Origin of the sequence: Kribbella capetownensis, from assembly GCF_004331485.1 — a bacterium.
GTDB lineage: Bacteria > Actinomycetota > Actinomycetes > Propionibacteriales > Kribbellaceae > Kribbella > Kribbella capetownensis.
The window spans coordinates 225,682-251,087 of record NZ_SJKD01000008.1 but is presented as its reverse complement, the minus strand read 5'-3'; the positions used below and the strand labels follow the sequence as shown (position 1 = coordinate 251,087).

Here is a 25,406-nt window from a genome sequence, read left to right as displayed (position 1 = left end):
CGTCGACGTGACAGCAGGCTGGGACCACGAGGGGTCACGCATGGACTGGGACATCAACGTCGACGCGGTCGCGAACGTGCTGCAGACCACCGGCGAGAAGGCATCCGGGTACGAGGCGGTGGCGAAGGGGTACGCCGACTACGCCGAACGGTCGGTCCGGCAGGCTCAGGCGACGCTCGTCGGTCAGGCGGTGGCCGACGTACTGGCGTTCTACCAGGACGCCTGGCAGGACATCGTCGACCAGACCAACGCGTCCCTCACCGGGGCCAAGGACGCCACCATCGCGTACGTGAACGGCCAGGAAGAGATGGCCCTGAACGCGCAGCGGAACGCGACCGACGCACCCGGCAAGCGCCGCGCCGCCGAGTCCCGGGCGAACGCGCAGAAGGCCTCCCGCCAGCGCCACAACATCGAGTGAGGCGGCCATGTTCAATCCCGACGGAGTGCCGGACTTCTTCCCCGGCACCAGTCCCGACGTACTGGCCTTCACCGGCGCCGAGCTGAAGAAGGTCGGCGGCCGGATCAGGTCCACCGGGTACGACGTGAACAGCTCGTTCGAAGGGCTGTCCACCTGCTACCAGGCCCCCGAGGCGGAGACGCTGATCACGTCGCTGCGGCCGGCGTACATCCTGGCCTACGACTTCGGCAGTGATGTCGAGGCGATGGGCGGGATCATCGAGCAGTTCGGCTACGACATGAAGGAGCCGTACGACCGGTTGCAGGACCTGCTCGAGCGGGCTCGCGGTTTCATCGTGAAGTGCAGGCAGGCCGAGGCGAACGGCGACGACTGGCAGGGCTGGGAGAACTGGGTCCAGGAGGAGAACTCCTACCACGAGGGCACCGCCAAGCTGCTGCAGCAGATGATGGACATCCAGGTCCTCGCCGCGAACGAGATCGAGGCACTGATCGGCGGCCTCGGCTGGTGGCCGGACACGCTGGACCGCAAGACCCCCGGCAAGGGCCGCGTGCTCCGGAACGAAACGGACCCGGAGCCGCCGCCGTGGGGTACGCCGGAGGTGTACGACGCACCGTGGATCGCGGACGTCGCCGACGTCGCGCTCGGTGTCGTCGACGGCCTCACCACACTCCTCGGACTTCAGTGGGCGCTCCGCGAGTCCGGCTGGGACTGGGGGAAGGACAACTTCGAGAAGCTGTTCGGGCACGCGCCGTCCGACATGCACCAGATGTTCGACGCCTGGGAGGGCGTCGCCGACGACATCATGATGCTGGCCAACAAGGTCCCCGGCGTCGGCGGACTGCTGCCCGACGGCATGAGCGAAGAGCTCGACCAGCGCTGGGACGACACGATCGACACCATCGGCGACGACTGGTCGAACGGCAACCAGGCCGCGTCCATCATGGGCGCCGTCGGCCTGATCCCGGTCGGCCCCGGCAAGCTCGCCGGCGTCGCCTCGAAACTCGGCAAGCTGGGCAAGCTGGCCGACAAGGTCCCACCGGTCCGCGTCGCCGCACACGCCGCCGACAACTTCCTCGACCTGCGCAACAAACTCCGCAGCACAGCGATCGAGGGCGGCCTGAAAGTCCCCGGCGTCGGCGCCGTCCTGAAGGGCTACTCCCACATCCCCCTCCTCGGCGAATCAGTCCGCCTGGAACGCGGCGTACCCCTCACCCGCAGCCCAAAGGTCGACGTCCCGTCCGGCATAGACCTCCCCCGCACCCCCGTCCCCGCCAGCCACGGCCCAGCGGCCCGGGTCCACGCACCCGACGTACACACCCCCAACGACCCAATCGACCTCCCCGGCAACCCAGCCACCACCCCCGGCAACACCATCGACGCCCCAGCTCAGACGGCCAACACCCCCGGCCCCACACCAGGCAGCACAACACCCGGCAGCACAACGCCGGGCAACACAACGCCCGGCAACACCCCAGGTCCAGACAACACGGTGGACCCCGGCCACCCCCGCCCCGCCGACCCGGCAACCACCATCCCGCCAGTCATCCCCAACACCCCCATCATCCCCAACACCCCAGGCAACCTCGCCACCCCAGGCACACCCGGCACAGTTGGTACGTCGAGCACGCCTGGCACCCCGGGCAGTGCCGGCACGTCGGGGACTCCCGGTACGCCCGGCAGCACCGGAACACCTGGCAGTCCTGGCAGCACGGGAACACCCGGAACTCCTGGCAGCACCGGGACTCCTGGCAGTACGGGCTTGCCGGGGACGCTGGGCAGCACGCACACCCCTGGGACCACTGGCCAGCCAGGTCACACGACGCGCCCGGGTGACGGCAGCACCGGCGAACCGGGTCGGCCCGAGCCAACAGACCGCCGTACCAAGCGGGACGACGACGACCCCACCCAGCACCAGCCAACCCGCCCCGACAAGCCGGACCACTCCGAACTCCCCGGCCCCAACAAACACCCGGAAGGCCCGGAGCCAACGCACACAGGCCCGGAACCCCACCCGACGCGCACCGGCCCGGAGCCGCACCCCACCCGGACCGGCCCGGAGCCCAAGGAGCCCGCTCCGACCCACCCCAACGAACCAACCGCGTCCCCAACCCACCGCGACGCGGACCCAGTCATCGCCCCGATCCAGCCGCTCATCCCACCCCACACCCCAGGCGACCCGGTCCGCAGCCCCGACCCCACCGCCACCCGCCCAACCCCAGGCGACCGCCCAACCCGGACTCCGGGCGACCGCGGAACGCCAACCCCAGGCAGCCGCCCGACCGCGGGTGACCGGCCGAACCCGATTCCGGGTGACCGTGGGACGTCAGCCCCGGGCGACCGGCCGACTGTGGGTGAGGGGGCTGGTCGGCTGGGTGAGCGGTCTATTGCGGATGAGCTTGATCCTGAGCGTGTGAGTGGTGACCGGGTTGGTGGGGATCGGGTCGGAGGTCATCGCGTGGAAGGCGACGAGCTGGATCACCCGCGTACGCATGCGGGTAGTGGTCATGACCCCGTTCGGACGAGCGGTCCGGACCATCCCGAGAAGGTTGCTGAAGGCAAGCATGGGGATGCCGACGGTGAAGGCGACGACCTCATCTCGCGGCGGTTGCGGGGGGAGGATGGGCCGGATGTGGCGGCGCACGTGCCGGACGACCACGCCGGGCCGGTGCGGCATCCGGAGGATGGGCGGCCGGTGGATCCTGAGTGGGATCGGCTGGATTCGGGTGGGCGGTTGGCGCAGGCGACTGCTGAGATCTCGCGGGGTGCGCGGACCTTTGCGTCCGAGGCCGAGGCTACGGCGTGGGGGCGGCGGCATTGGGGTGAGTACACCCGCGACCTCGACCCGCGGAAGGCGGACGTGGTTGAGCGATTCACCCGCGGTGGCGACAGCGTGCAGGGTTCGTACAAGCAGGTCGGCGATCACCTGCGCGGCATTGAACACCGTCCTGGGCTCGATCCGTTGATCGACGAGTTCGACGAGGTATTGGATGGGCGCCGGGTCCCCGAGGACGTTGTGGTTCGCCGCGTCACCGACATCGACCACTTCGACGGGCCGATCGATCAGCTGGTGAACAAAACGTTCCGCGACCCGTCGTTCCTGTCGACTTCGTTGGGTGAGGCGGTCCCGTCCAGCCGGCCCGGGATCATTCACCTGAAGGTCCCGAAGGGCACGCCGGCGCTGTACACCGGCCACCACTCGGCCCACGGCGAAGGCGAACGCGAACTGGTCCTCGGCCGCGGCCTGACCATCACGTTCACTCGAGTGTTCCCACACAACGGCAAGATCCACCTCTTCGCCGAGATCGTCCCCGACGTTCGCCACGTCGACACCCCGGACGTACGCCGCACGCCGCAGGACGTTGGTGAGGTCGTCCGGGATCCGGATCGCCTCCCGGGCGAGCAACTGCGGGAGCGCGGCGATGCGCCAGATCCGGACGCGACGCAGCGCATCCCGCGTGAGCAGATGCGGCAGTACGACGGCGCTCCGGGCGAGCACGGCGGTGGATCAGATCCGGACCGAGTCCGGGGCGAGCGCGGCGATGCTCCGGGCGCGGACGGTGTCCCGGGCGAGCGGCTGGGGGAGCGGCGTGATGGGACGGGTCCGGACCGTGGTCCGCGTGGGCGGGTGCCGGGGCGTGGGGATGCTGGTGACCCGGAGGCGAGTCTGCGGGGGTCGCGGGCTAGTAGTTCGAATCCGTGGGGGCGTCGTATGGATGCGCCCGACCAGCCTGGAAGAGGTAGGGGTTCCGAGGGTTCCGATGCGCCCGGACAGGCACCCGGGCACCCGAGGCACGGCCAGCAGCCTGGCCACGGGAAGCAGCCAAGCTTCGGGCAGTCGGGGCAGCCCGGGCGCGGGCAGCAGGCTGGGCAGGGGTGGTCGGGGCGGGAGGATCAGGGTGGGGTGGATGCTTGGCGGCGGCGGGAGGCGGGGCTTTACCGGAATCAGCCGGGGGAGGTTGACGGCAGCGATCCGGTGCCGACGGAGCCTTTGGGTCGTAGTAGTCAGGAGCCGGATCCGAGCAACATCGGGACGTACAGTCCGCAGTGGAAGGACATGGTCGACCCGCAGCGGATCTCGTACGACGTGCCGCAGGAGCGCGGGCGTCCGCCGCGGGCTCGGGTGCAGCCGGGCGATCCGATCTTCGACAAGTTCGGGCCGAAGGAACACCAGTGGGAGCAGGAACTCGACCTCCAGCCACCACCGGCGTACGGCGAACCCGGGGTGCACCGAGGCGATCGCGACCGCGCCCGCTACAACCCGCACGACCCTGGTCAGGTCCACCAGCAGAACCTGGCGAACGCGGCCGGCCCGGTCCCGTTGCACACCGTGCCGCGGTGGAAGAACCTGCTCAACCCGAACTACCAGAAGCAGTGGGTCGAGTTCATGTTCAACTGCTCGGCCGTGATGCGGGCCACCGTCGACCTGCTCCAGGGCCGAGCGGTGCGACTGGCCGACGGTGACTTCCGCAGGGCGCCCGCGCCCCATCAAGGCACACCGGGTACGCCGATCCCCGGCGACTACGACGACAGCTACGAGTGGATGGGCGTCCGCGGTCCGGGACACCGGATGGACTTCCAGCCGTTGCCTGGGCACCCGAACTCGGCCGCGGACCTGACCGATTTCACCCACAGGGCGTACAAGTCGGTCGAGGACGGACTCCGCGGCCGCCCGCCCGGCACGGTCGCGGCGATCTGCATCGGGTGGGCCGACGGCGGCGGTCACTGGTTCGCGGCGTACGTCGATCACAACGGCGACATCCGCGCGATCGACCCGCAACCGGCGCCGGACGCGATCGACGAACCGTGGCCGCACGTGTACGGGACCGAACTGAACCGGCTGGAGTTCACCATCCGCGAGCCGAACGGCGACTGGGAAGGCGGCTCGTCCGCGGATCCGGAGTCCGAGTGGTGACCGGGACCGGCAGAACAGGAGACTTCTGATGTCAGTGACAGAAGCGAGGACGGTACTGGCGGCCTGGCTGGCGCAGCATTCGGTATCACCCGACACCTGGACACCGGAGGCCCTGCAGGGCTGGCACACGTCACACGCCGAGGAGTGGACCGTCTTCACGCCACCCGGCAACGTGAACCGCCTCTTCCTGGTTGCCAACGGCATCGTGTTCTCGTTCGCCCCGAGCGAGCTCTCGTTGGCGAGTGCCGTTCTCGCGGCCCGAGAGGAGAGCCGGCGATGAGCGGATTCCTCGACTACATCGCCGGCGCCGACCTGGTCACCGAGAAGGCCGTCGTGCTCATGCAGGACAGAGCGGTCGTCGGACTGTCGACCTGGCTCCTCGACGCTGCCCTGGCAGCGGAGAAGGCCAACCGCGAACTGCAGTTCGTCACCCCTCCCACCTCCAGAGTGACCCACGCGGTCCGGACCCAACTCCTCGTCGGCGGCTCGCGCTGGGTGGTCCAAGCGGACAGTCCGTACGACGGTCTGACCGGCGTACCGCTGACTTGGGACGGCGAACTGTTCGTACCGACCGGGAAGGCGGGCCGGCCCCGGCCGAGCCAGCACTGGCTGGCGCCACCGGACGAGATTCATGCGAACCTGCAGATTGTCGCGCGAGTCCGGCACGCCGCGGTCGAGTCGGCGGTCGTTGGTGGCGCCACGGAGTTCCTGTTCCGTGAGTTGGCCGGCGGACCACCGGCAGGTTGGGGGACCGAGGAACCGGTCAGTCAGCCCTGGGACATCCGGGAGCTCACCCAGTTCTGCCGCCGCTGGGCGCCGCGCAGCTCGCTGCTGACGGTGGCGGGTGAAGGCGCGGCCAGCGGCGTGATCGACATCGACGTTCGTCCGGCCGGATTGGAGGAGACGGCAACCATTGCCATCGGCTACCAAGGCATGGAGACGCCGTTGCCCGAGGCCCTCTTCCCGGCCGTTCGCGAACTGGCGGAGCGGTTCGAGGTGGTCTCGATGTTCATGCTGGGGATCGGCGGCTCCGCGGATGCTTGCCTGCTGCCACGATTCACCGGTGTCGCCGACCCGGTCGCGCTGGTGATCGGTCAGGACGGCCGGGCCGCGATGGGACCGGAGGCGGCGAAGGCCGTCGAGGCCGGGGTGGCGACGTCGATCGGTCACGACACGGCGCTGTGGTTCCCGATCGGCACCGGGTACTGCGCGCCCGACTGGGAGACCTTCTCCACGACCATGCGCCGGATCACGATCGCGACCGCGCACCACTCCGGCAAGCCGTCCACCCAGAAGGTCGAGTTCACCATGCCCAACTGAACCGCGTCTGAGATCGTCGGAGTATGGCCGATCTGATGGACGTGTGGGCAGTCGACCGGCCTGGGCCGATCGATGAGGGTCCGTTGCAGCGAGTACGTCGTACCGTCCCCGCACCCGGACCGGGTGAGGTCCTGATCCGGGTCGAGGTGTGCGGTATCTGCCGGACCGACCTGCATCTGTGTGAAGGCGACCTCGAGCCGCGCAGACCGGGAGTCGTTCCGGGCCACCAGGTCGTCGGCGCTGTGGTCGATCGCGGTACCGGAGCCGATCGGTTCGCCATCGGTGACCGTGCCGGGATCGCGTGGCTGCGGCGTACGTGCGGATCGTGCGAGTTCTGCCGGTCGGGCTCGGAGAACCTCTGCCCGCGGTCGGCGTACACCGGCTGGGACGCGGATGGCGGCTTCGCCGAGTACGCCGTCGTACCGCAGGACTATGCCTACGCGCTGCCGGCGGATCGCCCGGCGGTGGAGCTGGCGCCGTTCCTCTGCGCCGGGATCATCGGCTACCGCTCGCTGCTGCGGGCGAACCTGCCGCCCGGTGGCCGCCTCGGGATCTACGGGTTCGGATCCAGCGCCCACCTCACCGCGCAGCTGGCGATCGCGCAGGGTGCCGAGCTGTTCGTGATGACCCGGGGTGCACAGAACAAGGAACTCGCCCGCGAGCTGGGCGCCGCGTTCGCCGGCGACACCACGGACCGGCCGCCGGTCCCGCTGGACTCGGCCATCGTCTTCGCCCCGGCCGGTGACGTGGTGCCGCACGCACTCGAAGCGCTCAAACCGGGAGGCACCGTCGCGGTCGCCGGGATCCATCTGAGCGACGTACCGGTGCTGAACTACGAGCGGCACCTCTTCCACGAGCGCGATCTGCGCAGCGTCACGTCCAACACGCGTCGCGACGGTGAGGAGCTGTTCCGTCTGGTCTCGCGGCTGCCGGTCCGTGCGCACACCACCGAGGTCCCGTTCGACGCGGTCGACCGAGCTCTGTCCGACGTCGCGCACGGCCGTGCCGTGGGGTCGCTGGTCGCCGTCCGGCCCGACTGAACCGGACCGGCCTGTTGAGCGTTAGAACTAAGTGAAGATTGATCCGGGGGCGGGGTCCGGACTTCAGGGTGGAGGGCTAGCTGCGTTAGATTTGATCAAATCTACGATCGTCCAGGGAGTGTGAGCGCCGTATGCGGGATCTGACCAGGCAGGCGTGGTCGGACCGCACGGCTGTTCCCTGCACACCGCGAGACGGGCAGTGCTGAGCAAGGTACTCGGCGCGGTAGGTGTGGTCCTGCTGATCGCCGGGGTCGTGTTCGCCGTCCGTCCGATCCACGTCGACGACTTCAACTGTGGTTCGGTCTTCCAGCCGGGCAACGGGGTCACGCCGATGCAGTGCGACGCGCGGCTCAAGTCCCGCAGCGACCTGGTCATCGGCTTCGGCTCCGGCGGCGTCGCCGTCCTGCTGGCGGGTTTCGCGGTCGCCGCGGTCCGCGACCGCCGCGCCCGCGTCATCTCCTCCTGACCCCTGTCGCGGAGCCAGTCAGCCGCGGACGATCGTGCCGAGGACGTCGTTGAACGCCTCCGTCGAGGACGGGTGGGTGTAGATCGACTCGCGCAGTTCGGTCGCGGTGATCCGGTGCCGCATCGCCAGCGCGACGGTGTTGATCAACTCCTGCGCGTCGACGCTGAGCAGCGCCGCGCCGAGGATCTCGTCGGACGCTGCGTCGATGACGAACTTCATCACCCCGCGCGTCTCCTCGACGATGTACGCGCGCGGCATCGCCACGATGTCGGCCACCCGCTGCATCCCGATCCTGACCTCATGCCCGGCCGCATGCGCCGCCTTCTCGGTCAGCCCGACGGTCGCCAGCGGCGGGGACATGAACAGCGTCTGCGGTACGGCGATCCGATCGGCGGTGGATCGTTTCCCGGAACCCAGGAGCTGGTCGAGCACGATCCGGCTGTCGTCGAGCGAGATGTAGGTGAACTGCGGTCCGCCGTTGACGTCGCCCAGCGCGAAGATGTGCGGCTGGCTGGTCCGAAGGTGCTCGTCGACCTCGATCGCACCACCGTCCGTCGTCTTCACGCCGGCGTTCTCGAGCCGCAGTTCGGCGGTTGCCGGCGTACGGCCGGTCGCGGCCAGAATCGCGTCCACCGTGAGGCTGTGCTCACGGCCGTCCTTGCGGTAGACGACCGTGTCCTCGCCGCGGATCTCCAGCACCTCGGCTCCGGTCACCACCTCCACGCCGTCACCGGCCAGGACTTCCGCTGCGGCGGCCGCGACGTCGTCGTCCTCCCGGCCCAGGATCTGCGGCGACGCCTCGAACACGGTCACCGCGGTCCCGAACCGCCGGTAGATCGACGCGAACTCGATGCCCAGATATCCACCGCCGATCACGGCCAGCCGGCCGGGCAGGTGGGTGGTGTGGATCAGGTCGACGTTCGTCACCGTCCGCGGACTCTCGCGCAGACCGGGGATGTCCGGGATGACCGGCTCCGAGCCGGTGTTGACCAGGATCGTCTCGCCGACCACCCGGACCTCGCCGGACTCGTTGCTGACAGCAACGGTATGGAGGTCCACGAAGTGGGCCGTGCCGGTCAGGACGGTGATCGTCGCGGCGCCGTTGAGCGCGTCGTAGTTGCCGGCCCGGAACGTCGACGTGAGCGCCTGCACCTCACCGATCGCCTGCTCGAACCACTCCTGCGGGGAGTCCTCCGGCCGGCGCCGGCCGGAGTGGTGCACCAGCGCCTTGGTCGGAACACAGCCGACGTTCGGGCACGTCCCGCCGTACATCTGGTCCGAGCGTTCGATCAGGATCACCCGGCGGCCGGCCCGCCCGAGCGCGGCGGCGGCGACCTTGCCGCCCTTGCCGAACCCGATGACGACGACGTCGGCCCACAGGGTGTTCTTCGCAGCAGCAGTCATGGGTTGAGTCTCCGGGGTAGCCTTGAGACAGAACAGCCGATTCCAGCTCACTTTTCTGCGCAGATGTCTCATGGATTCCATCAGTTACGTGATCGGGCTCGCCCGGCTCCGGGCGAGCGTCGACAAGCGCTGCCTGCTCGCCGGTACGACCGAGATGAAGGTCCCCGCGTACGGCGACGCCAAGGCCGCGTTCCACTTCGTCCTGGACGGCGAGTGCGTCCTGGAGTTGCCGGACCGGCAGGTTCCGCTCCGCGGTGGTGACGCCGTGCTGTTGGCCGGCAGCCCGCCGCATCTGATCCGAACGGCCGGGCCGGGCCGGATCCGCTCCTCGGTCGAGACTCCGGGGACCGCGTTCGACACGATCCGCAGTCCGTCAGGGCAAGCGGTGACGGACATCTTCTGCGGTCACTACTCGGTCGGGTCGGGGTCCGGCGTACTTCTGCTGCGGAGCCTGCCGGATCCGTTGGTCGTCTCGTTCGGCGCCGACGAGTCCGTCCGGACCCTCGCCGCACTGCTACGGGCCGAAGCGCTGGCCGAGGGCTCAGGTACGGCGGCCGTCGTCGACGCACTGTGTGCCGGGCTGCTCGCGATGATGCTGCGTCGTGGTGACCTGCCGGGCGTCGCGCCCTGGACCGCCGTCGCCGACCGGCGGATCGCCGCGACCATCGACGCCGTCCTCGGCGATCCCGGCGCCGACTGGACACTCGACCGGCTGGCCGCGACCGCCTCGATGTCCAGGGCAACTTTCGTCCGGCACTTCGGCAAGCACACGCGGACGACGGTCGCGGCGTTCGTCACCAGCCTGCGGATGATGGTGGCCGCGGACCTGCTGACCGACCCCGAGCTGACGGTCGCCGCCGTCGCCGGCCGGGTCGGTTACCACTCGGAGTCAGCCTTCAGCCGGGCCTTCCGGGAGGCCACCGAAGTCACGCCGGGGCGGTACCGGCGTACTCAGATCGCACGGCAGGGTTGACCTTCACACTGTGTCAAGCCGGAAGGTGGGGACATGTTCACCATCGGAGACTTCGCGGCATTCGGGCAGGTATCGCCCCGGATGCTTCGGCACTACGACGCGATCGGGCTGCTCCGGCCGGCCGTGGTCGACGCGGTCAGCGGGTATCGCTACTACTCGGCCGACCAGTTCAGCCGGCTGAACCGGATCATCGCGCTGAAGGATCTCGGGTTCAGCCTGCAGCAGGTCCAGGAGATCGTCGACGCCAAGCTGAGCGCCGAGGAACTTCGCGGCATGCTGCGGCTGCGCCAGGCGCAGCTGGAGGCCGAACTCGCGCGCGGTACGTCGCAACTCGTCAGTGTCGAGGCGAGGCTCCGCCTGATCGAGAAGGAAGGTCACATGCCTACCGACGACGTTGTCCTGAAACACATCCCCGCCACCCATGTCGCCGAGCTGTCCGCGCTGTTGCCGAGTTACGACGGTGCGGACATCGGTCCCGTCCTGCAGCCGCTGTTCGGTCAGCTGTTCGAGCGCCTCTGTGCGGCCGGTACCAACCCGTGCGGCTCGCCGGTCGCGTACTACGAGGACGCCGAGAACGAGCAGATCCTGGTCCATGCCGCCGTACCCGTCGACGCCGGCGCCACCGGCGCCGACGTCGAGATCGTGGAACTGCCCGAGCTCGTGCAGGCCGCGACCATCGTGCACCAGGGCGACATGATGGACGCCGAACGCAGTACCCAGACGCTGGCCCGCTGGATCGAGGACAACGGCTACCGCAGCCACGGCTACGCCCGCGAGGTCACACTCCAGTTCGACCCGGAGAACCCGGCGAACTGGGTGCACGAGTTCCAGATCCCGGTCACACAGCAGAGCTGACCGTCGCGAACGAGTGTGGCGGAAGGGTGACCCGCAGGCCGCGGGGGTCAGGCTCCAAGCCGGTCAGGGCGACCGGCGTGACCGCCTGCGGGTCACTCGGCGTGTTGTGGTCCTGCGGCTTCGATGCCGTGAGCAACCGTCCGGCCGGGCTGCGGAGCTCACCGCCGCGCAGATCCAGTACGACGTCCAGCGGCGCAACGGGATCCAGGTTGCTGACCGAGATCAGCGCCTGCCCGTCCTTGACGCTGGCCGACACCGACAGCAACTCCATCGTCTTCCCGTCCAGCTCGTACGGCGCCGGCCGCTCGACCACGTGGACCGGGACCGACACCGCGTCCTGGTGACCCTTGTTCATCTCGAACACGTGGTACGTCGGGGTGCGGATCAAACCACCGTCCTCGTCGGTGAGCAGCATCGCCTGCAGCACGTTCACGGTCTGCGCGATGTTTGCCATCGTCAACCGATCGGCATGCCGGTGGAACACGTCGAAATGCAGGCTCGCGACCAGCGCGTCGCGCATCGCGTTCTGCTGGTACAGGAATCCTGGGTTGGTGCCCGGCTCGACGTCCCACCAGGTGCCCCACTCGTCGAGCACCAGGCCGATCGCCCGGTCCGGGTCGTAGGCGTCCATCACCGCCTTGTGGCCGCGGATGATCCGCTCGATGTCCTGCGCCTTGATGATCGTGCGGTAGTAGTCCTCGACGTCGAAGTCGGTCGCACTGCCCTTGCTGTCCCAGGTCCCGGCCACCGTGTAGTAGTGGATCGAGACGGCCTGGAAGATGTTGCGCGGCGTGCGACCACAGCCGAGGCAGCTCACCGCCTTCATCAACGCCTCGGTCCAGGCCAGGTCGTCGTTGGAGGCCCCCGCGGCGATCCGGTAGAGCTTGTTGTCGCCGTGATCCCGGCAGAACGTGGCGTAGCGGCGGGCGAGATCGGCGTACGCCTCGGCGCGCTGGTTGCCGCCACAGCCCCAGGCCTCGTTGCCGAGGCCCCAGAACGGAACCTTCCACGGCTCGTCGCGGCCGTTGGCCTTGCGCTGCCGGACCATCGGGCTGTCGCCGTCGCGAGTCAGGTACTCGACCCACTCGCTCATCTCCTGGACGGTCCCGCTGCCGACGTTGCCGTTCACGTACGCATCGGCGCCGAGCAACTCGCACAGGGCCATGAACTCGTGCGTGCCGAAGTGGTTGCTCTCTTCAACATTTCCCCAATGGGTGTTGATCATCGACGGCCGGTCCGCCTTCGGCCCGATCCCGTCCTTCCAGTGGTACTCGTCCGCGAAGCAGCCGCCCGGCCAGCGCAGGTTGGGGATGTCCAGCGCCCGCAACGCCTCGACCACATCCAGGCGGATGCCGCCCTCGTTCGGCAGGTCCGAGTCCTCGCCGACGTAGAAACCGCCGTAGATACAGCGGCCGAGATGCTCGGCGAAGTGCCCGTAGAGATGCCGGCTGATGGCCGGACCGGGTACGTCGAGATCGATCACGACGCGCGCTGCTGATGCAGTCGACATGACTCAGCTCCTTGGTCTCTTACAGTTGTCGCCATGAAGAAGGCATCCACCGTGGTGACGATGGCCGACGTGGCGCGGTCCGCAGGGGTGTCCACGATGACGGTCTCGAACGTGATCAACGGCCGGCCGCGCGTCGGTGCCGCGACCCGGGAGCGGGTCCTGGCCGCGATCAACGAGCTCGGCTACCAGGTCAATCTCGCCGCCCGGCACCTGCGCGCCGGCCGCACCGGCGTGGTCGGCCTCGCCGTTCCGGAGCTCGAGCGCCCGTACTTCGGTCAACTGGCCGGCCGGCTGGCGGATCGCTTCGAGGCGCAGGGCCTGCGAATCGTGATGGAGCGGACCGGTGCCAGCCGCGAGGGCGAGATGGACGCGGTCGCGTTCTCCCGGCTCCGGATGTACGACGGCCTGATCCTCAGCGTGGTCGACATCGATCCGGCCGAGTTGGGCCAGATCCGCACCGACGCGCCGGTGGTGATGATCGGTGAGCGGGCGCTGCCGTCGGGCTTCGACCACGTGATGATGGACAACGTCGACGGCGCCCGGCAGGCGACCGCGCAACTGCTCGCCACCGGCGCCCGCCGGATTGCGATGCTCGGTGGCGACCCGGCCGGTTCCGCGAACATGCCGGCCCTGCGTGCCGAGGGCTACGCGCTCGCGCACGCGCAGGCCGGCGTACCGATGGACCCGGACCTGGCCGTCCGGTGCAGGTTCCGCCTCCAGGACGGGTACGACGAGGTCCGGCGACTGCTCGAGCGGGGGATCGACTTCGATGCGGTGTTCGCGCTCACCGATCTCGTCGCGATCGGCGCGTTGCGTGCGCTGGCCGATGCCGGACTGCGAGTCCCGGAGGATGTCCAGGTCGTCGGCTTCGACGACATCGACGAAGCGCCGTACCTGGTCCCGTCGTTGTCCACGGTCAACCCGGGGCACGAGGAGATGGCCGACGCGATCACCGCGCTGCTGCTGGCCCAGCTCAACGGCGGCCCGACTCGCGACCCGCAGGAACTGATCGTGCCGGCGCACCTGATCCGGCGCGGCACCACCAAATCCGTCGACTAGCAGCACGTGGACCTCCTGTCGCTACAGGAGGTATATCGATAAACGGCGTGCTGGGCAAGACTTGTCGTCCTGCCCAGCGGGTCAGCTCACTCCGTCAGCAACTTCTCGATGTCCGCCAGTTGCTCGTCGCGGAGCGGACCGAACGACATCGCAGCCGCGTTCTCCTCGGCCTGCGCGACGGTGCGGAAACCAGGAATCGGGACGGTCCGCGGGCTCCGCGCCCACAGCCACGCGAGCGCGCCCTGCGCCAGCGTGCGGCCGTCACTCCCCAGTACGTCGCGGATCGCCGACACCTTGTCCCACCACTCCGCAGCCGGTACGCCGCCCTTGTCGAAGAAGCGCAGCCACGACGGCGGCAGCGTGCGGATGTCCGCGCCGGTGGCCGGCCGATCCGCGGCGCGGCGGCCGAGGATGCCCATGCCCAACGGGGTCCGGTTGATGCTGGCGAGGTCGGCCCGTTCGCAGAGCGCGAAGAAGCCCGACGCGTCGTGCAGGACGCTCGCCTCGTGCTGCACAGCCGCGCAGTGCTCGCCCTCGGCGAAGAGCTCCGCGCTGTGCAGCGTGTCGGTGCTCCAGGCATAGCTGCGGATCAGTCCTTCGCGGACCAGGTCCTCGCACGCCTCGCGCAACGGCAGCGCGATCTCGTCGGTGGTGTCGAAGTGCAACTGGTACAGGTCGATGTGGTCGGTGCCGAGGCGGTCGAGCGACGCCCGGACAGCCTTGTGCACGTACTCGACCGAGCCGTCCTGGTGGTGCATGACCCGCGTCGACTCGTCGAAGGTGTTGCCCCACTTGGTCGCGATCACGACCTCGTCGCGCCGGCCCTCGAGGGCCTTGCCGAGAATGCGCTCGCTGTGCCCGGCGCCGTACACATCGGCGGTGTCGAAGAACGTCACGCCGAGGTCGATCGCCCGCTGGATCGCGCGCACCGACTCCTCGTCGTCCACCTCACCCCAGCCCAGCGGTTCGCCGGCCGGATTGCTGAACGGACCGCCGATCGCCCAGCACCCGAACCCGACCGGGCTGACCTCGATCCCCACTCGTCCCAACCTGCGCATATCCATGACACCGACCCAACCAAGGATCGCTTCATCGGTCCAATGAATCTTTTCCACACTGTTGATGCGGATAGTGCATGGATCAGTAGCCGGTCGCGCGGGCGGCCAGCGCGTGGTTCATCGCGACGAACTGGGGCTCGATGGTGCCGGTCAGCATGGAGCGGGTGAATGGGATGGCGACGCCACGGAAGGTTTCCTCCTGGATCAGCCGGGTGTGACCGTTGGGCAGCGTCTCGAGGCGAAACGAGTGCTCACCGTCGAAGATGCCGCCGAATCCGATCTTGCCGATCCAGCGCAGTTCCTTGCCCGGCTCGACCACGAGCAGCTCGGGCGCGAAAGTCGTCTCCTTGCCGTTGGTGTCGCGCAGGACGTTCGTGATGGTCTGGCCGGCTGTCAGCTCGCCGGTCGAGGACACGATGAACGGGTTCCACTCCGGGTACGCCGACCGGTCCGCGAGCACCTTCCAGACCTGCTCCGGTGGCGCGGCGATGTCGAGCTCGGTGTGCAGCACGAACGGCCGGACGATCGTGTAGACGCTGTATCCGGCGACCAGGACGACCAGGGTGCCGAGGGCAACCAGGATCTTGTGGCGCTTCTTCATGACTTCTCCGGATCAGGACCGAGGGTGCTGTGCACCAGCTCCCTCACATAGGCGGAATCGATCGGCTCGCCGGTGACGAGGAGCCGGTAATACAGCGGACCGACCAATTGGTCGACCAGTACGGCGGGGGAGGCGTGCCCGGGGACGAGACCGTCCGCCTGTGCCTGCCCGACGACCGCGGTGACAGCCGCATGCCGCTCACCCCACAGAGCGCGCACGCTCTCACGGACCCGCGGCTCCCGCGCCGCCGCCGCGGCCAAGTCTGCGATCAGGGTCGTCGGTACGGCGCTCAGCGTCGTCGCGATGCCCGTCACCAGATCGGTGAGGTCGCGGCGCGGGTCGCCGCTCGGGTCGAACGGCACGGCGGCGCGCAGGCCGGTGATCATCGCGACCACCAGCTCTGCCTTGGACGGCCAGCGGCGGTAGAGCGTCGTCTTCGCCACGCCGGCCCGGTCTGCGACCCGATCGACCGACAGACCGTCGTACCCGCGCGCCTGCATCTCGGCCATGGCGGCCTCGATCACCCGTGCCTCGACGCCGGCGTCCCTCGGTCGTCCTCTCACCATGGGATCTATTTTCGCTACTGCGGTATCGAAAAACAAGACTGACATCGATTGTCAGTGATTGGTGGCACCGTCGGGTGGGTGATCAGAACGCACAGACTGCTGCTGCCCGCAGCCTTCATCACCTCCCTGGGGAACAACATCCAGCTGATCGGCGCCGCGCTGCTGCTCGTCCAGGCGCAGGGGTCGATGCTCGACGTCGGCTGGCTCTTCATCGCCGTCGCCGTGCCGCAGGCGGTGTTGTCGCCGTACTTCGGCCGGCTGGCGGACCGGCTCGACCGGCGGCTGCTGTGGATCGGTTGTGACGTCGTCAGTGCGGTCGCGGCGTTGGGTCTGCCGATCGGGCTGGCCGTTGGCGCGCCGCAGCAGGCCGTTGTCTACGCGAGCAACTTCGCGCTGGCCGTGGTGGCCGCGCTGTTCATGCCGGTGAGTGCCGCGCTGGTGCGGGAACGAGTGCCGGCGCCGGAGTTGCGCCGCTTCAACGGGCACTACGAGATCGCTGTGCAGAGTGGGATGTTGCTGTCGGCATCGGTCGGTGGATTCGCCTTGCAGTACTTCGGTTCCACGCCACTGTTCGTGTTCAACGGGATCACATTCGTTTCCTCGGCAGTGCTGGTCGTTGCCGTTGGCGCCCTTCGCCGGCGGATCGAGACGCCGGCCGAAGCGCCGCCGGTCACCAAGCGTGTCGCGGTGAGGTTGCCGGTCGGAGCGCTGGCGCTGCTCTACGGCCAAGGCTTGGTGGTGGTGACGGTGTTCAACGCGTTGCTGCCCGTCCTGATCGTCGGTGAGTGGCATCGCGGTGCGGCCGTGGTCGGTGTGGTCGATGCCCTTGGTGGTGCCGGGTTCTTGCTGGCCGCGGTGGCCTATCGGCGTTCCGCCGTACGGCTGGGTGATCTGCGGGTCGCGCTGATCGGGTTCGTCGCGTGCAACGCGTTGCTCGTGTTGCAGCCGCTGTTCGGGGTTGGTGCGCTGATGGGCCTTGTGCTGGTCGGTGCGTTCGTGTTCGGGCAGGCCCGGATCGCGACGCGGTTGCTGCTGATGACGTCGGTGGACGAGTCCCAGGTCGGCCGCGCGTTCGGTGTCGCGAACGGCTACGGTCTGGCCACGACGGTCGTCGTCATGCTGGTCACGTCCGCGATCACGGACCGCACCAGCACCCACTACGGCTTCGCCGCGCTCGCTGCCAGCAGCCTCGCGGCCGCCGGGCTCGCCGTCGTTTGGATCCGCCGAGCTAAATCTGACAGGACTTATATAAGTACTGTTACGATGTAGTGCATGGACGATCCGACCGAACAGAGTCAGTGGCGTGGCCTGCAGCAGTTGCAGGCCCGGATGGACGCCGAGATCGCGCGCATCTACACCGAGCGGCAGATCAAGGGCCTGAAGCCGACGTACGTGATGGAGTTGCTGCGGCTGCAGGCCAAGGGGCCGATGACGATCACCGAGCTGGCCGAGTCGGTCGGCCGGACGCATTCGGCCCTCAGTCAGAAGGTGTCCGCGATGCGCACCGCGGGTCTGGTCCGGACGGTGCCGGGGACGGATGCCCGCAGCAAGAAGGTGACGCTGACGGCCAAGTCCAAGGCCATCGTCGAGCTGCTCGCGGCCGAGTGGCGGGCGACGGAGGCGGCGATCACCGAGCTGGAGGCGGAGATCCCGTATCCGATGACACAGGTCGTCCGTGACGTCGAGGAGGCGCTGGCGCGGAAGAGCTTCCACGACCGGATCGCGGAGAAGCTGCGGGGCTTCGAGGGCGATCCCTCGCCGAAGCAATGATGCGGGCGTTCATCGACCTGCGTCCGCTGCGGGTCTCGCCGGCGTTCCGGCGGCTGTGGACCGGCCAGATGCTGTCGACCTTCGGCGGACAGCTCGCGTTCGTCGCGGTGATGATCCAGGTGTGGGACGAGACCTCGAGTGCGGCGTGGACCGGTGCGGTCGGGCTGTCGAAGGCCGTGCCGATGATCCTGCTCGGGCTGTTCGCCGGCGCGGCGGTCGATCGGTTCGAGCGGCGGCGGTTCTACCTGATCACCACGACCGGGCAACTGGTCACGGCGGGCCTGATGGCGAGTCAGTTGATCATCGGTTCAGTGCCGGTCGGCGTACTGCTCGGGCTGGTTGCCGTGCAGGCGTCGTTCGGTGCTGCGAGCGGTCCGGTGGCGCGGACCGTGCTGCCGCAGTTGCTGCCGCGCGACTTGCTCGCCAGTGGCATCGCGCTGAACCGGATCGCCTTCCAGGGGCCGATGCTGATCGGGCCTGCGGTGGGCGGCCTCGTAGTGAGTGCCTGGGGGACCGGGGTCTGCTACCTGATCGACTGTCTCAGCTTCCTTGCCGCGCTGTACGGCGTACTCGGTCTGCCGAGACTGCGGGTCGAGGCGGTGGCGCGGGCCGGGCTGCGAGGGGTGCAGGACGGGTTGGCGTTCCTGGTGGCGACGCCGGTAATCCGCGGCGCGTTGATCACTGATCTCGCCGCCACGGTTCTCGCGATGCCGGTCAGCCTGTTCCCGGTGATCAACGCGGAGAAGTTCGGCAACGATCCGCGGACGCTCGGGTTGTTCCTGACCGCGATCGCGGTCGGTGGCGTGGCGGCGTCGGTGCTGTCCGGCGTGTTCACCCGGCTGCCGCGGCACGGCGTGGTGATGCTGACCGGTTCCGCGGTCTGGGGCATCGCCCTTCTGCTGTTCGCGTTCGCGCCGACGCCCTGGCTCGCGTTGGTCTTCCTCGCCTTGGCAGGTGCCGCCGACACGGTGTCTGTCGTCTCCCGCAGCACGATCATCCAGTTGCACACTCCGAACGAACTGCTCGGTCGCGTCACCGCGGCGGAACAGATCGTCGGTCAGGCCGGGCCAGACCTGGGCAATCTCCGCGGCGGTGTGGTCGCGCAACTGACGTCGCCGGTCGCGTCCCTCGCGTCCGGCGCCTTCCTGTGCATCGCCGCCGTCGCAGCCGTGGCCGTCAGGACGCCGCGACTCCGCGCCCCGGCACCCGAGGAAGAGCTGACCAGCTAGGCCTGTGCAGCTCGACAGGAGGTGTCGACCCAACGCGTCGATCCCACGCCTTCACGAGCGCGACGTGGTCTGGCTACCGTCCACACCTCCTGTCCGTATGCACGACTAGATGGTCGGTGCGACGGTGCGGAAGCCGGCGTTTCCCATCGACGACTCCGGGGTGTTCGACGAGCGGGCGGAGTTGCGGTAGCGGTTGCAGTACGAGTCGTGGCACAAGTAAGAGCCCCCGCGCATCACCCGGGCGGCGCCGAGGGATGGGCCGCGCGGGTCCTCGCCAGGAGTGAACTTGTAGTAGCGCGGGCCGAACCAATCCGCGCACCACTCCCACACGTTCCCGACCGTCTGCCACAGCCCGTAGCCGTTCGGCGTGAAGGTGCGGACCGGCGCGGTCGTCAGGTAGCCGTCCTCGAGGTCGTTTCGCTCCGGGAAGACGCCCTGCCAGATGTTGCAGCGCCACTCCCCGTCAGGCCCGATCAGTTCGTCACCCCACGGGTACCGGGCGCCCTCCAGCCCGCCGCGGGACGCGTACTCCCACTCGGCCTCCGACGGCAGCCGCCGCCCGGCCCACGAGCAGTATGCGACCGCGTCGTTCCAGCTCACGTGGACGACCGGGTGGTCGTCGAGGCCGTCCAGATCCGACAACGACCCGCCGGGATGCCGCCAGTCGGCACCGCGCACCCCGGCCCACCATGGCGTACCCGAGGCCGGGCCCATGAACTCGGCCGGCTCGGCCTGCAGGGCCAGGTGGAACACCGCCGAGAATCCGAAGGTCTCGGCCTCCGTCCGGTACCCGGTCGCGTCGACGAACCGCTCGAAGTCCTGATTCGTCACACTCGTCGCATCGATGCTGAACGGCTGGAGCCGGATCTGGTGGACCGGCACCTCGCCGTCACCGGTGTTGCCGTCGCCGGTCCCGTCACCCATCGCGAACTCACCACCCGCAAGCGCGACCTGCTCGATCTCATGCCGCCCTGGCTCGGCGGCCGGTACGGGAGGCGGCGCCGAGATCCCCACTACCGGGCGGGACGGCGCGCAACAGGACGGGTGCTCCTCACTCATACCAGCAAGGATAGGTTTACAGCGCTTTCTGCGGTCAGCCGAGGCTGGGTGGGCCCTGCTCGATGCGCCGGAGGACCGGGTCCAGGCGGTAGAAGTCGGTGCCGCCGAGCAGTTGGCGTTCGTCCCACCAGGTCGCGCCGGCCTCGGCCAGCGGCTCGATCAGCGCACGTGACTGCGCCGGGTCCGCCGGGCTGATCCCGCCGACGATCACGTCGTACGGCGTCGTCGTACCGGCGCCGTTGTCGCGGAGAAATGCCATCAGCTCGCGCACCTCCTCGACCGGGGGAGCCTCGCCGTGGTTGGCGCTGCGGAACAGCGGTACGGCGCCGTCCCAGCGGGCGGCTCGGCGCATCGGAGCCTTGCGCGGCCAGTACCCGGCCAGCCAGACCGGCGGCCGCGGCGTCTGAACCGTTGCCGGGAGCAACGTGACGTCATCGACCCGGTAGTGCTCGCCCTGGTGGTTGACGGTTTCGCCGGACCAGTACCGGGCGAGTACGTCGAGGCCCTCGTCGAGCCGGGCAGCCAGCACCTTCGGATCGGTCTCGTCGCCGAAGCTGCCGAACTCGTCGTCGATCGGTCCGCCGAGGCCGGCGCCGAAGATCACCCGGCCGCCGCTCATCCCGTCCAGCGTCGCGACCTGGCGGGCCAACTGCTCCGGCCGTCGTCGCGCGATCGGGGTCACCAGCGGACCGAGCTTGATCCGCGACGTCGCCAGCGCGGCCGCGGTCAGCAGCATCCACGGGTCGCCGAAGGCCTGACCCTTCCGCCGTTCCTTGCTGTGGACGACGTGGTCCCAGACGAAGAGGCCGTCCCAGCCGGCCTCCTCGGCCGCGGCTGCCACGCGGGCGACGGTGTGGGCGTCGGCGAAGTCGCCGAAGTTCGGAATGTTGATCGAGTAGCGCACTATCGCATCCTCACTCATCGAGGCGTAGTTCGACGAACGGAATGGTGTCGCCGGGCAGCAGGTACGTCTCCACCTCGACGAATCCGCGCGCCTTGGCGAACCGCAGCCCCTCCTCGTTGCTGGCCAGGATGTGCGTCTCGATGCCGTCGCTCCTCAGCTCACCGGCCAGCTCGAGGCAGCGCTGGTAGATCGCCTCGCCGAACCCGCGCCGCCGGTACTCTGGGAGCACTCGGGCGATCACGGTCGCGGCAGCCGTCTCCTCCGATGGTGGTCGCACCGTGGAGTTCCCCACGAGTACGTCGCCGTCGTACGCCACCTCGAGAAGGTGTCGTGTCACCCGGCCCCGCACGTCCTCGACCGACAACGGTGCAGTCGGGATGATCTCGTTGTGGACCCGCTGCCAGTCCAGCAGCGTGTCATCGTCACTCACCGACACGATCCGCGGCTCAGCCATCGCCCCAGCGTAGTAGCGTCCCTCTCGTGCGCATCTTGTTCGTCGGGAACAGCTTCACGTCGCGGAACAACCTGCCCGGACTGCTGAAGGGTCTGGCCGGGGCGCGGGGGATCGACATCGAGCACAAACTGATCTCGGCCGGTGGCGCGTCGTTGCGGCAACACCTGAACGCCGGGAAGGCGCTCGAGGCGATCGCCGGTGGTTCGTTCGACACCGTCGTACTGCAGGAGCAGAGCACGTTACCGGTGAAGAGTCCGGCGCGGATGCGGGACAGCGTGCGGGACTTCGACGCGGCGATCAAGGAGGCCGGGTCGCGGACCGCGCTCTACCTGACGTGGGCGCGGCGGAACGCCCCCGAAGCGCAGGAGGCCCTGACCTCGGCGTACGCCGGAAGCGCGCTGGAGCTCGGCGCGACTCTCGTCCCGGTCGGCATGGTGTGGGAACGGTTCCTCGGCACCCACGACGAGCCCGCCCTACACGACGCAGACAACAGTCACCCCGCACTCGCGGGCAGTTACCTCGCGGCCTGTGTGTTCCTGATCGCGCTGCTGAATGAGGACCCGGTGGGCATCGACGTGCCGGTGAAGGGTCTTGACGCGGACACCGCCGTGCTTCTTCGCCAATCCGCCTGGGACATCTGCGAGTCTCTAACCGGCTGACTACGGAATGGAGTCCGGCATGCCCATCCCCGCCGTCGTCCCCCGGTTCCGGGGTGACGCGAAGATCGAGTGGGCCGACCACGAGTACCGCGAACCGGGCGCCGGTGAGTTGCGGTTGCGGATCGCCGCGAACGCCATCTGCGGCACCGACCGGCACGAGTACTACGACGGCAGCCCGATCGTCCCCGGCCATGAGGCCGCAGGCATCGTGGCCGACGCCGGTCCCGGTACGACGACCGCGCCGGGCACCTGCGGTGTCGTCTACCTGATGGACTTCTGCGGCGAGTGCCGCAGCTGCCAGGTCGGTGCGACCAACCAGTGCTTCGCCAAGCGCGGCGACGTCGGCCAGAACACCGACGGCGGCTATGGCCCGTACGCCGTCGTCCACGAGACCAACTTCTTCCCGATCGGCGACGAGCTCGACCTCGCGACTGCGACCATGCTGCTCGACGTGATGGGGACGAGTTCGCACGCGCTCGGCCGGGCCCGGCTGATCCGGCCGGACATCGAGAGCATCTTCGTCGCGGGAGCCGGCCCGATCGGTCTCGGGCTGCTGGTGACGGCGAAGGTCCGGCTCGGCGCGGACTTCCCGGTATTCATCTCCGACGTCAGCAACTGGCGGCGTACCTTCGCCGAAAGCCTCGGCGCGGTCAGCTTCGCGGCCGACGACCGGGACGGCATCATCGCCGCGGGTGCCGACATGTGCTTCGACTCCTCTGGCAGGCAGGCGGCCCGCGAGCTTGCACTCGCCGCGAGCACGCGGCGCGGCGGACTGATCTGCGTCGGTCACGGCGAGGGGTTGATGCTTGACGTGTCGCGCGACCTGATCGCGCCCGAGCGGGCAGTCATGGGGAGCGAGTACTTCCGGTACGACGAACTGCCCGAGAACCTCGAACTCCTCCGAGCCCATGCGGACTACATCGGCAAGGTGATCACGCATCGCCTGCCGGTGAGCGAGTTGAGGAACGCGTTCGAGCTGTTCTTCTCCGGCCAGACCGGCAAGGTCGTCATCACTCAGGAGGCCGAATGACGGTGCGCGTGGCGGTGGTCGGTGCCGGGGGTTGGGGACGGCAGCACGCGCGGATCTTCTCCGGGCGATCTGATTGTGAGCTGGTCGCGATCGCGGCGCGAACTCCGACGAGTGCGGCCGAACGGGCGGCGGAGTACCGGACGGCGCCGTACACGGATCTCGGCGCGATGCTCAAGGAGACGCGGCCGGATCTGGTCACGCTTTGCCTGCCCAACGAGGGGCACTTCGAGCCGACGCTCTCGCTGATCGAGGCCGGGGCGAACCTGTTGGTCGAGAAGCCGCTGGTCTTTGATTTGACCGAGGCCGACGAGCTCCTGCGGCGGGCCGAGGACCGCGGGATCTTCTTCGGGATCAACTTCAACCACCGGTACGCCGAGCCCGTCGTCCGCGCGCAGCGGGCGATCCAGGACGGCGTGCTCGGCGACCTGCTCTTCCTCACCTGGCGGTTCGGCGGCGAGGCGAACTACGGCGAGTCGCCGCACGCGAACTTGATCGAGACGCAGTGCCATGGGTTCGACATGCTGGAGCATCTCGGTGGGCCGATCCGGTCGATCGCGGCGCAGATGACTCGGAAGACGTACGGGGCGTACAGCACGGTGGCGTTGGCGCTCGGGTTCGAGAACGATGCCGTCGGCACCATTCTCGGCAGCTACGACTCGTCGTACGCCTATCCCGACACGCACCTGGTCGAGGTCAACGGGACGGCGGGGCGTCTCACGATCCACGACACGGTCCGTCGGTTCACGCTGTCGCGGGCCGGGGACGAGACGACCAGCGTGTGGGAGGCGGGGTACTTCAACGACGAGGCCCGCTCGTTCCACTCCACCTTCGATCGTCACGTCGACCACATCATCACCGCCCTCCAGACCGGCGCCCCACCACCCATCCCCGCCACCGCCGGCCGCCGAGCCCTCCAACTAGCCCAAACCGCCATAACGTCCTTCGAACGCGGAACCCGAGTAGACGCCGAAGAATTCGCCTGAAAGGACACCGCCCTCGGCGGGTGCCGCGGACCGATATCAGTCGCGGCGTGGTCGGCGGAACACCCGGAATCCCGGCGACTCGGTATCGCCTTCAGCGGCGATGGCCTCTCGGGTCGTCTGGGGGTCGATGTTCAAACAGCCGAAGTTGTGATAGCGGATCAGCGACGACAGGTGCTGCCTCAACGCGGGGTGGGGAGATAGTCGGCGGGCCCTGCTGATGCACAAAGCGGCGTACTCTCGTCTGGTCTCAGGAACGCCGCCGGTCGGTTCTCGCGATGTGGAAGCCTGGTTGTCGACGGCTTGTCCGCGGCTGCACTGCGTCTGTCAAACTTCCGGTATGGCCGAGCAGCAGCTCGATGGCGGGATCGCGAACGCGGGCCAGGTTGTCCGTGTCGGTCCGCATGTTCTTCGTCCTTCGAGTCCGCACTCGGGTTCGATTCACGCCTTCCTGCGAGCGGTGCGAGACGCCGGATTCGAGGGTACCCCGATTCCGGTCGGCATCGAGGAGGACGGCCGAGAGCGCCTCGTGTTCATCGAGGGCGAGGTCCCGGTTTCGCCCTATCCGGACTGGAGCCAGTCCGGCACCGCGCTGGCGTCCGTCGCGAGGCTGCTGCGCGGGCTGCACGACGCTGCTCGCGAGTTCGACCCTCAGGGTCTCAGCTGGAACGACGGTCTGGCTGACCCTGCGGGCGGGACGCTGGTGTGCCACAACGACGTGGAGCTCTCGAACGTCGTCTTCCGTGACGGCATCGCCGTTGCGCTGCTCGACTTCGAGTTCGCCGCCCCTGGCCGCCCCGTCTACGATCTCGCCCAGCTCGCCCGCCTCTGTGTACCGATCGAGGACGACTTCGACCAGGACCGGATCGGCTGGATGCCCGCCGACCGGCCGGCACGGCTACGACTCATCGCCGACGCCTACGGACTGGACCGGGACGGCCGCGCAGAACTGCTCAGCGCCATCAACGATGCCCTCGCCCGCATCGAAGCAGCCGCGCGGTGCAGCATCGATGCGGGCGGCCCGAACACCGTCGCGATGATGAATCGGAGGGGAGGCATCGAGAAGTTCGACCGCCGGCGCCGCTGGTGGACCACCCACCACGACCAATTCGCCGCCGCCCTTCTCTGACCGGGCCCTC

24 protein-coding genes are annotated in these 25,406 nt (G+C 68.8%); 16 read left to right on the top strand and 8 right to left on the bottom strand.

Annotation, left to right across the window (positions count from 1 at the left end; all coding sequences use genetic code 11):
• Positions 1-40: 40 nt before the first annotated feature.
• The 6 genes from E0H75_RS31905 (at position 41) to E0H75_RS31880 (ending at position 8,156) form a co-directional block, all read left to right on the top strand.
• On the top strand, positions 41-418 hold the full coding sequence (locus E0H75_RS31905; RefSeq protein ID WP_131517419.1) for a DUF6507 family protein: 378 nt from the start codon (positions 41-43) through the stop codon (positions 416-418).
• A gap of 7 nt (positions 419-425) precedes the next feature.
• Complete coding sequence (locus tag E0H75_RS44725) at positions 426-5,330, top strand: ADP-ribosyltransferase (RefSeq protein WP_131517418.1); 4,905 nt, start codon at positions 426-428, stop codon at positions 5,328-5,330.
• A 28-nt stretch (positions 5,331-5,358) separates the two neighbouring features.
• Positions 5,359-5,610, top strand: a complete 252-nt coding sequence (locus E0H75_RS31895; RefSeq protein ID WP_131517417.1) for a hypothetical protein — start codon at positions 5,359-5,361, stop codon at positions 5,608-5,610.
• Positions 5,607-6,650 carry a DUF6177 family protein gene (locus E0H75_RS31890; protein WP_131517416.1) on the top strand — a complete coding sequence of 348 codons (1,044 nt, stop codon included), beginning with the start codon at positions 5,607-5,609 and terminating at the stop codon, positions 6,648-6,650. The genes E0H75_RS31895 and E0H75_RS31890 overlap by 4 nt, the downstream gene beginning before the upstream one ends.
• A gap of 23 nt (positions 6,651-6,673) precedes the next feature.
• Positions 6,674-7,690, top strand: coding sequence for a zinc-dependent alcohol dehydrogenase family protein (locus E0H75_RS31885; protein ID WP_238163373.1), 1,017 nt, complete (start codon positions 6,674-6,676; stop codon positions 7,688-7,690).
• Between the two features lie 199 nt (positions 7,691-7,889).
• Complete coding sequence (locus tag E0H75_RS31880; RefSeq protein WP_131517415.1) at positions 7,890-8,156, top strand: hypothetical protein; 267 nt, start codon at positions 7,890-7,892, stop codon at positions 8,154-8,156.
• Positions 8,157-8,174: 18 nt separating this feature from the next.
• Here the strand turns inward: E0H75_RS31880 and E0H75_RS31875 are convergent, their stop codons facing one another.
• On the bottom strand, positions 8,175-9,560 hold the full coding sequence (locus E0H75_RS31875; RefSeq protein ID WP_131517414.1) for an FAD-dependent oxidoreductase: 1,386 nt from the start codon (positions 9,558-9,560) through the stop codon (positions 8,175-8,177).
• Between the two features lie 70 nt (positions 9,561-9,630).
• On the opposite strand from E0H75_RS31875, the gene E0H75_RS31870 reads away from it, so the two are divergent.
• Positions 9,631-10,533, top strand: a complete 903-nt coding sequence (locus E0H75_RS31870) for an AraC family transcriptional regulator (RefSeq protein ID WP_131517413.1) — start codon at positions 9,631-9,633, stop codon at positions 10,531-10,533.
• A 33-nt stretch (positions 10,534-10,566) separates the two neighbouring features.
• A complete protein-coding gene (locus E0H75_RS31865) occupies positions 10,567-11,388 on the top strand; it encodes a MerR family transcriptional regulator (RefSeq protein ID WP_131517412.1) in 822 nt (273 codons plus the stop codon).
• Here the strand turns inward: E0H75_RS31865 and E0H75_RS31860 are convergent.
• On the bottom strand, positions 11,372-12,898 hold the full coding sequence (locus E0H75_RS31860; RefSeq protein ID WP_131517411.1) for an alpha-N-arabinofuranosidase: 1,527 nt from the start codon (positions 12,896-12,898) through the stop codon (positions 11,372-11,374). The two genes, E0H75_RS31865 and E0H75_RS31860, sit on opposite strands and share 17 nt — an antisense overlap.
• A gap of 33 nt (positions 12,899-12,931) precedes the next feature.
• On the opposite strand from E0H75_RS31860, the gene E0H75_RS31855 reads away from it, so the two are divergent.
• Positions 12,932-13,957 carry a LacI family DNA-binding transcriptional regulator gene (locus E0H75_RS31855; protein WP_202873276.1) on the top strand — a complete coding sequence of 342 codons (1,026 nt, stop codon included), beginning with the start codon at positions 12,932-12,934 and terminating at the stop codon, positions 13,955-13,957.
• An 86-nt stretch (positions 13,958-14,043) separates the two neighbouring features.
• Here the strand turns inward: E0H75_RS31855 and E0H75_RS31850 are convergent, their stop codons facing one another.
• From E0H75_RS31850 to E0H75_RS31840, 3 genes are all read right to left on the bottom strand, one after another.
• A complete protein-coding gene (locus tag E0H75_RS31850) occupies positions 14,044-15,021 on the bottom strand; it encodes an aldo/keto reductase (protein WP_131517410.1) in 978 nt (325 codons plus the stop codon).
• A gap of 76 nt (positions 15,022-15,097) precedes the next feature.
• Positions 15,098-15,616, bottom strand: coding sequence for an SRPBCC domain-containing protein (locus E0H75_RS31845; protein ID WP_131517409.1), 519 nt, complete (start codon positions 15,614-15,616; stop codon positions 15,098-15,100).
• Positions 15,613-16,182 carry a TetR/AcrR family transcriptional regulator gene (locus E0H75_RS31840; RefSeq protein ID WP_131517408.1) on the bottom strand — a complete coding sequence of 190 codons (570 nt, stop codon included), beginning with the start codon at positions 16,180-16,182 and terminating at the stop codon, positions 15,613-15,615. Before E0H75_RS31840 ends, E0H75_RS31845 begins: the two co-directional genes overlap by 4 nt.
• A 78-nt stretch (positions 16,183-16,260) precedes the next feature.
• On the opposite strand from E0H75_RS31840, the gene E0H75_RS31835 reads away from it, so the two are divergent.
• Genes E0H75_RS31835 through E0H75_RS31825 form a run of 3 tightly spaced genes read left to right on the top strand, consistent with a single transcriptional unit; the run spans position 16,261 to position 19,181 of the window.
• The gene (locus E0H75_RS31835; RefSeq protein WP_131517407.1) at positions 16,261-17,451 is read left to right on the top strand and encodes an MFS transporter; all 1,191 of its coding nucleotides are present in this window, start codon (positions 16,261-16,263) and stop codon (positions 17,449-17,451) included.
• Positions 17,452-17,454: 3 nt separating this feature from the next.
• Entirely contained in the window at positions 17,455-17,952 is a 498-nt protein-coding gene (locus tag E0H75_RS31830) for a MarR family winged helix-turn-helix transcriptional regulator (protein ID WP_202873275.1), read from the top strand.
• The gene (locus E0H75_RS31825) at positions 17,952-19,181 is read left to right on the top strand and encodes an MFS transporter (RefSeq protein WP_238163372.1); all 1,230 of its coding nucleotides are present in this window, start codon (positions 17,952-17,954) and stop codon (positions 19,179-19,181) included. The genes E0H75_RS31830 and E0H75_RS31825 overlap by 1 nt, the downstream gene beginning before the upstream one ends.
• 105 nt (positions 19,182-19,286) lie before the next feature.
• Here E0H75_RS31825 and E0H75_RS31820 read toward each other — a convergent pair whose 3' ends face one another.
• From E0H75_RS31820 to E0H75_RS31810, 3 genes are read right to left on the bottom strand one after another with little or no spacing between them, the layout of a single operon-like run.
• Positions 19,287-20,240 carry a formylglycine-generating enzyme family protein gene (locus E0H75_RS31820; RefSeq protein ID WP_131517405.1) on the bottom strand — a complete coding sequence of 318 codons (954 nt, stop codon included), beginning with the start codon at positions 20,238-20,240 and terminating at the stop codon, positions 19,287-19,289.
• A gap of 34 nt (positions 20,241-20,274) precedes the next feature.
• Positions 20,275-21,162 (bottom strand): LLM class flavin-dependent oxidoreductase, encoded by an 888-nt coding sequence (locus E0H75_RS31815; protein WP_202873274.1) that lies wholly within the window; start codon positions 21,160-21,162, stop codon positions 20,275-20,277.
• Entirely contained in the window at positions 21,155-21,598 is a 444-nt protein-coding gene (locus tag E0H75_RS31810; protein WP_131517404.1) for a GNAT family N-acetyltransferase, read from the bottom strand. The genes E0H75_RS31815 and E0H75_RS31810 overlap by 8 nt, the downstream gene beginning before the upstream one ends.
• Positions 21,599-21,624: 26 nt before the next feature.
• Between E0H75_RS31810 and E0H75_RS31805 the strand changes: the two genes are divergently transcribed.
• The 4 genes from E0H75_RS31805 to E0H75_RS31790 all read left to right on the top strand — a co-directional run bounded on the left by E0H75_RS31805 (position 21,625) and on the right by E0H75_RS31790 (position 25,396).
• Entirely contained in the window at positions 21,625-22,257 is a 633-nt protein-coding gene (locus E0H75_RS31805; RefSeq protein WP_131517403.1) for an SGNH/GDSL hydrolase family protein, read from the top strand.
• Positions 22,258-22,276: 19 nt separating this feature from the next.
• Entirely contained in the window at positions 22,277-23,287 is a 1,011-nt protein-coding gene (locus tag E0H75_RS31800) for an alcohol dehydrogenase catalytic domain-containing protein (protein ID WP_131517402.1), read from the top strand.
• On the top strand, positions 23,284-24,270 hold the full coding sequence (locus E0H75_RS31795; RefSeq protein ID WP_131517401.1) for a Gfo/Idh/MocA family protein: 987 nt from the start codon (positions 23,284-23,286) through the stop codon (positions 24,268-24,270). The genes E0H75_RS31800 and E0H75_RS31795 overlap by 4 nt, the downstream gene beginning before the upstream one ends.
• Before the next feature lie 337 nt (positions 24,271-24,607).
• Positions 24,608-25,396, top strand: coding sequence for a phosphotransferase (locus E0H75_RS31790; protein ID WP_165554168.1), 789 nt, complete (start codon positions 24,608-24,610; stop codon positions 25,394-25,396).
• Positions 25,397-25,406 lie beyond the last annotated feature (10 nt).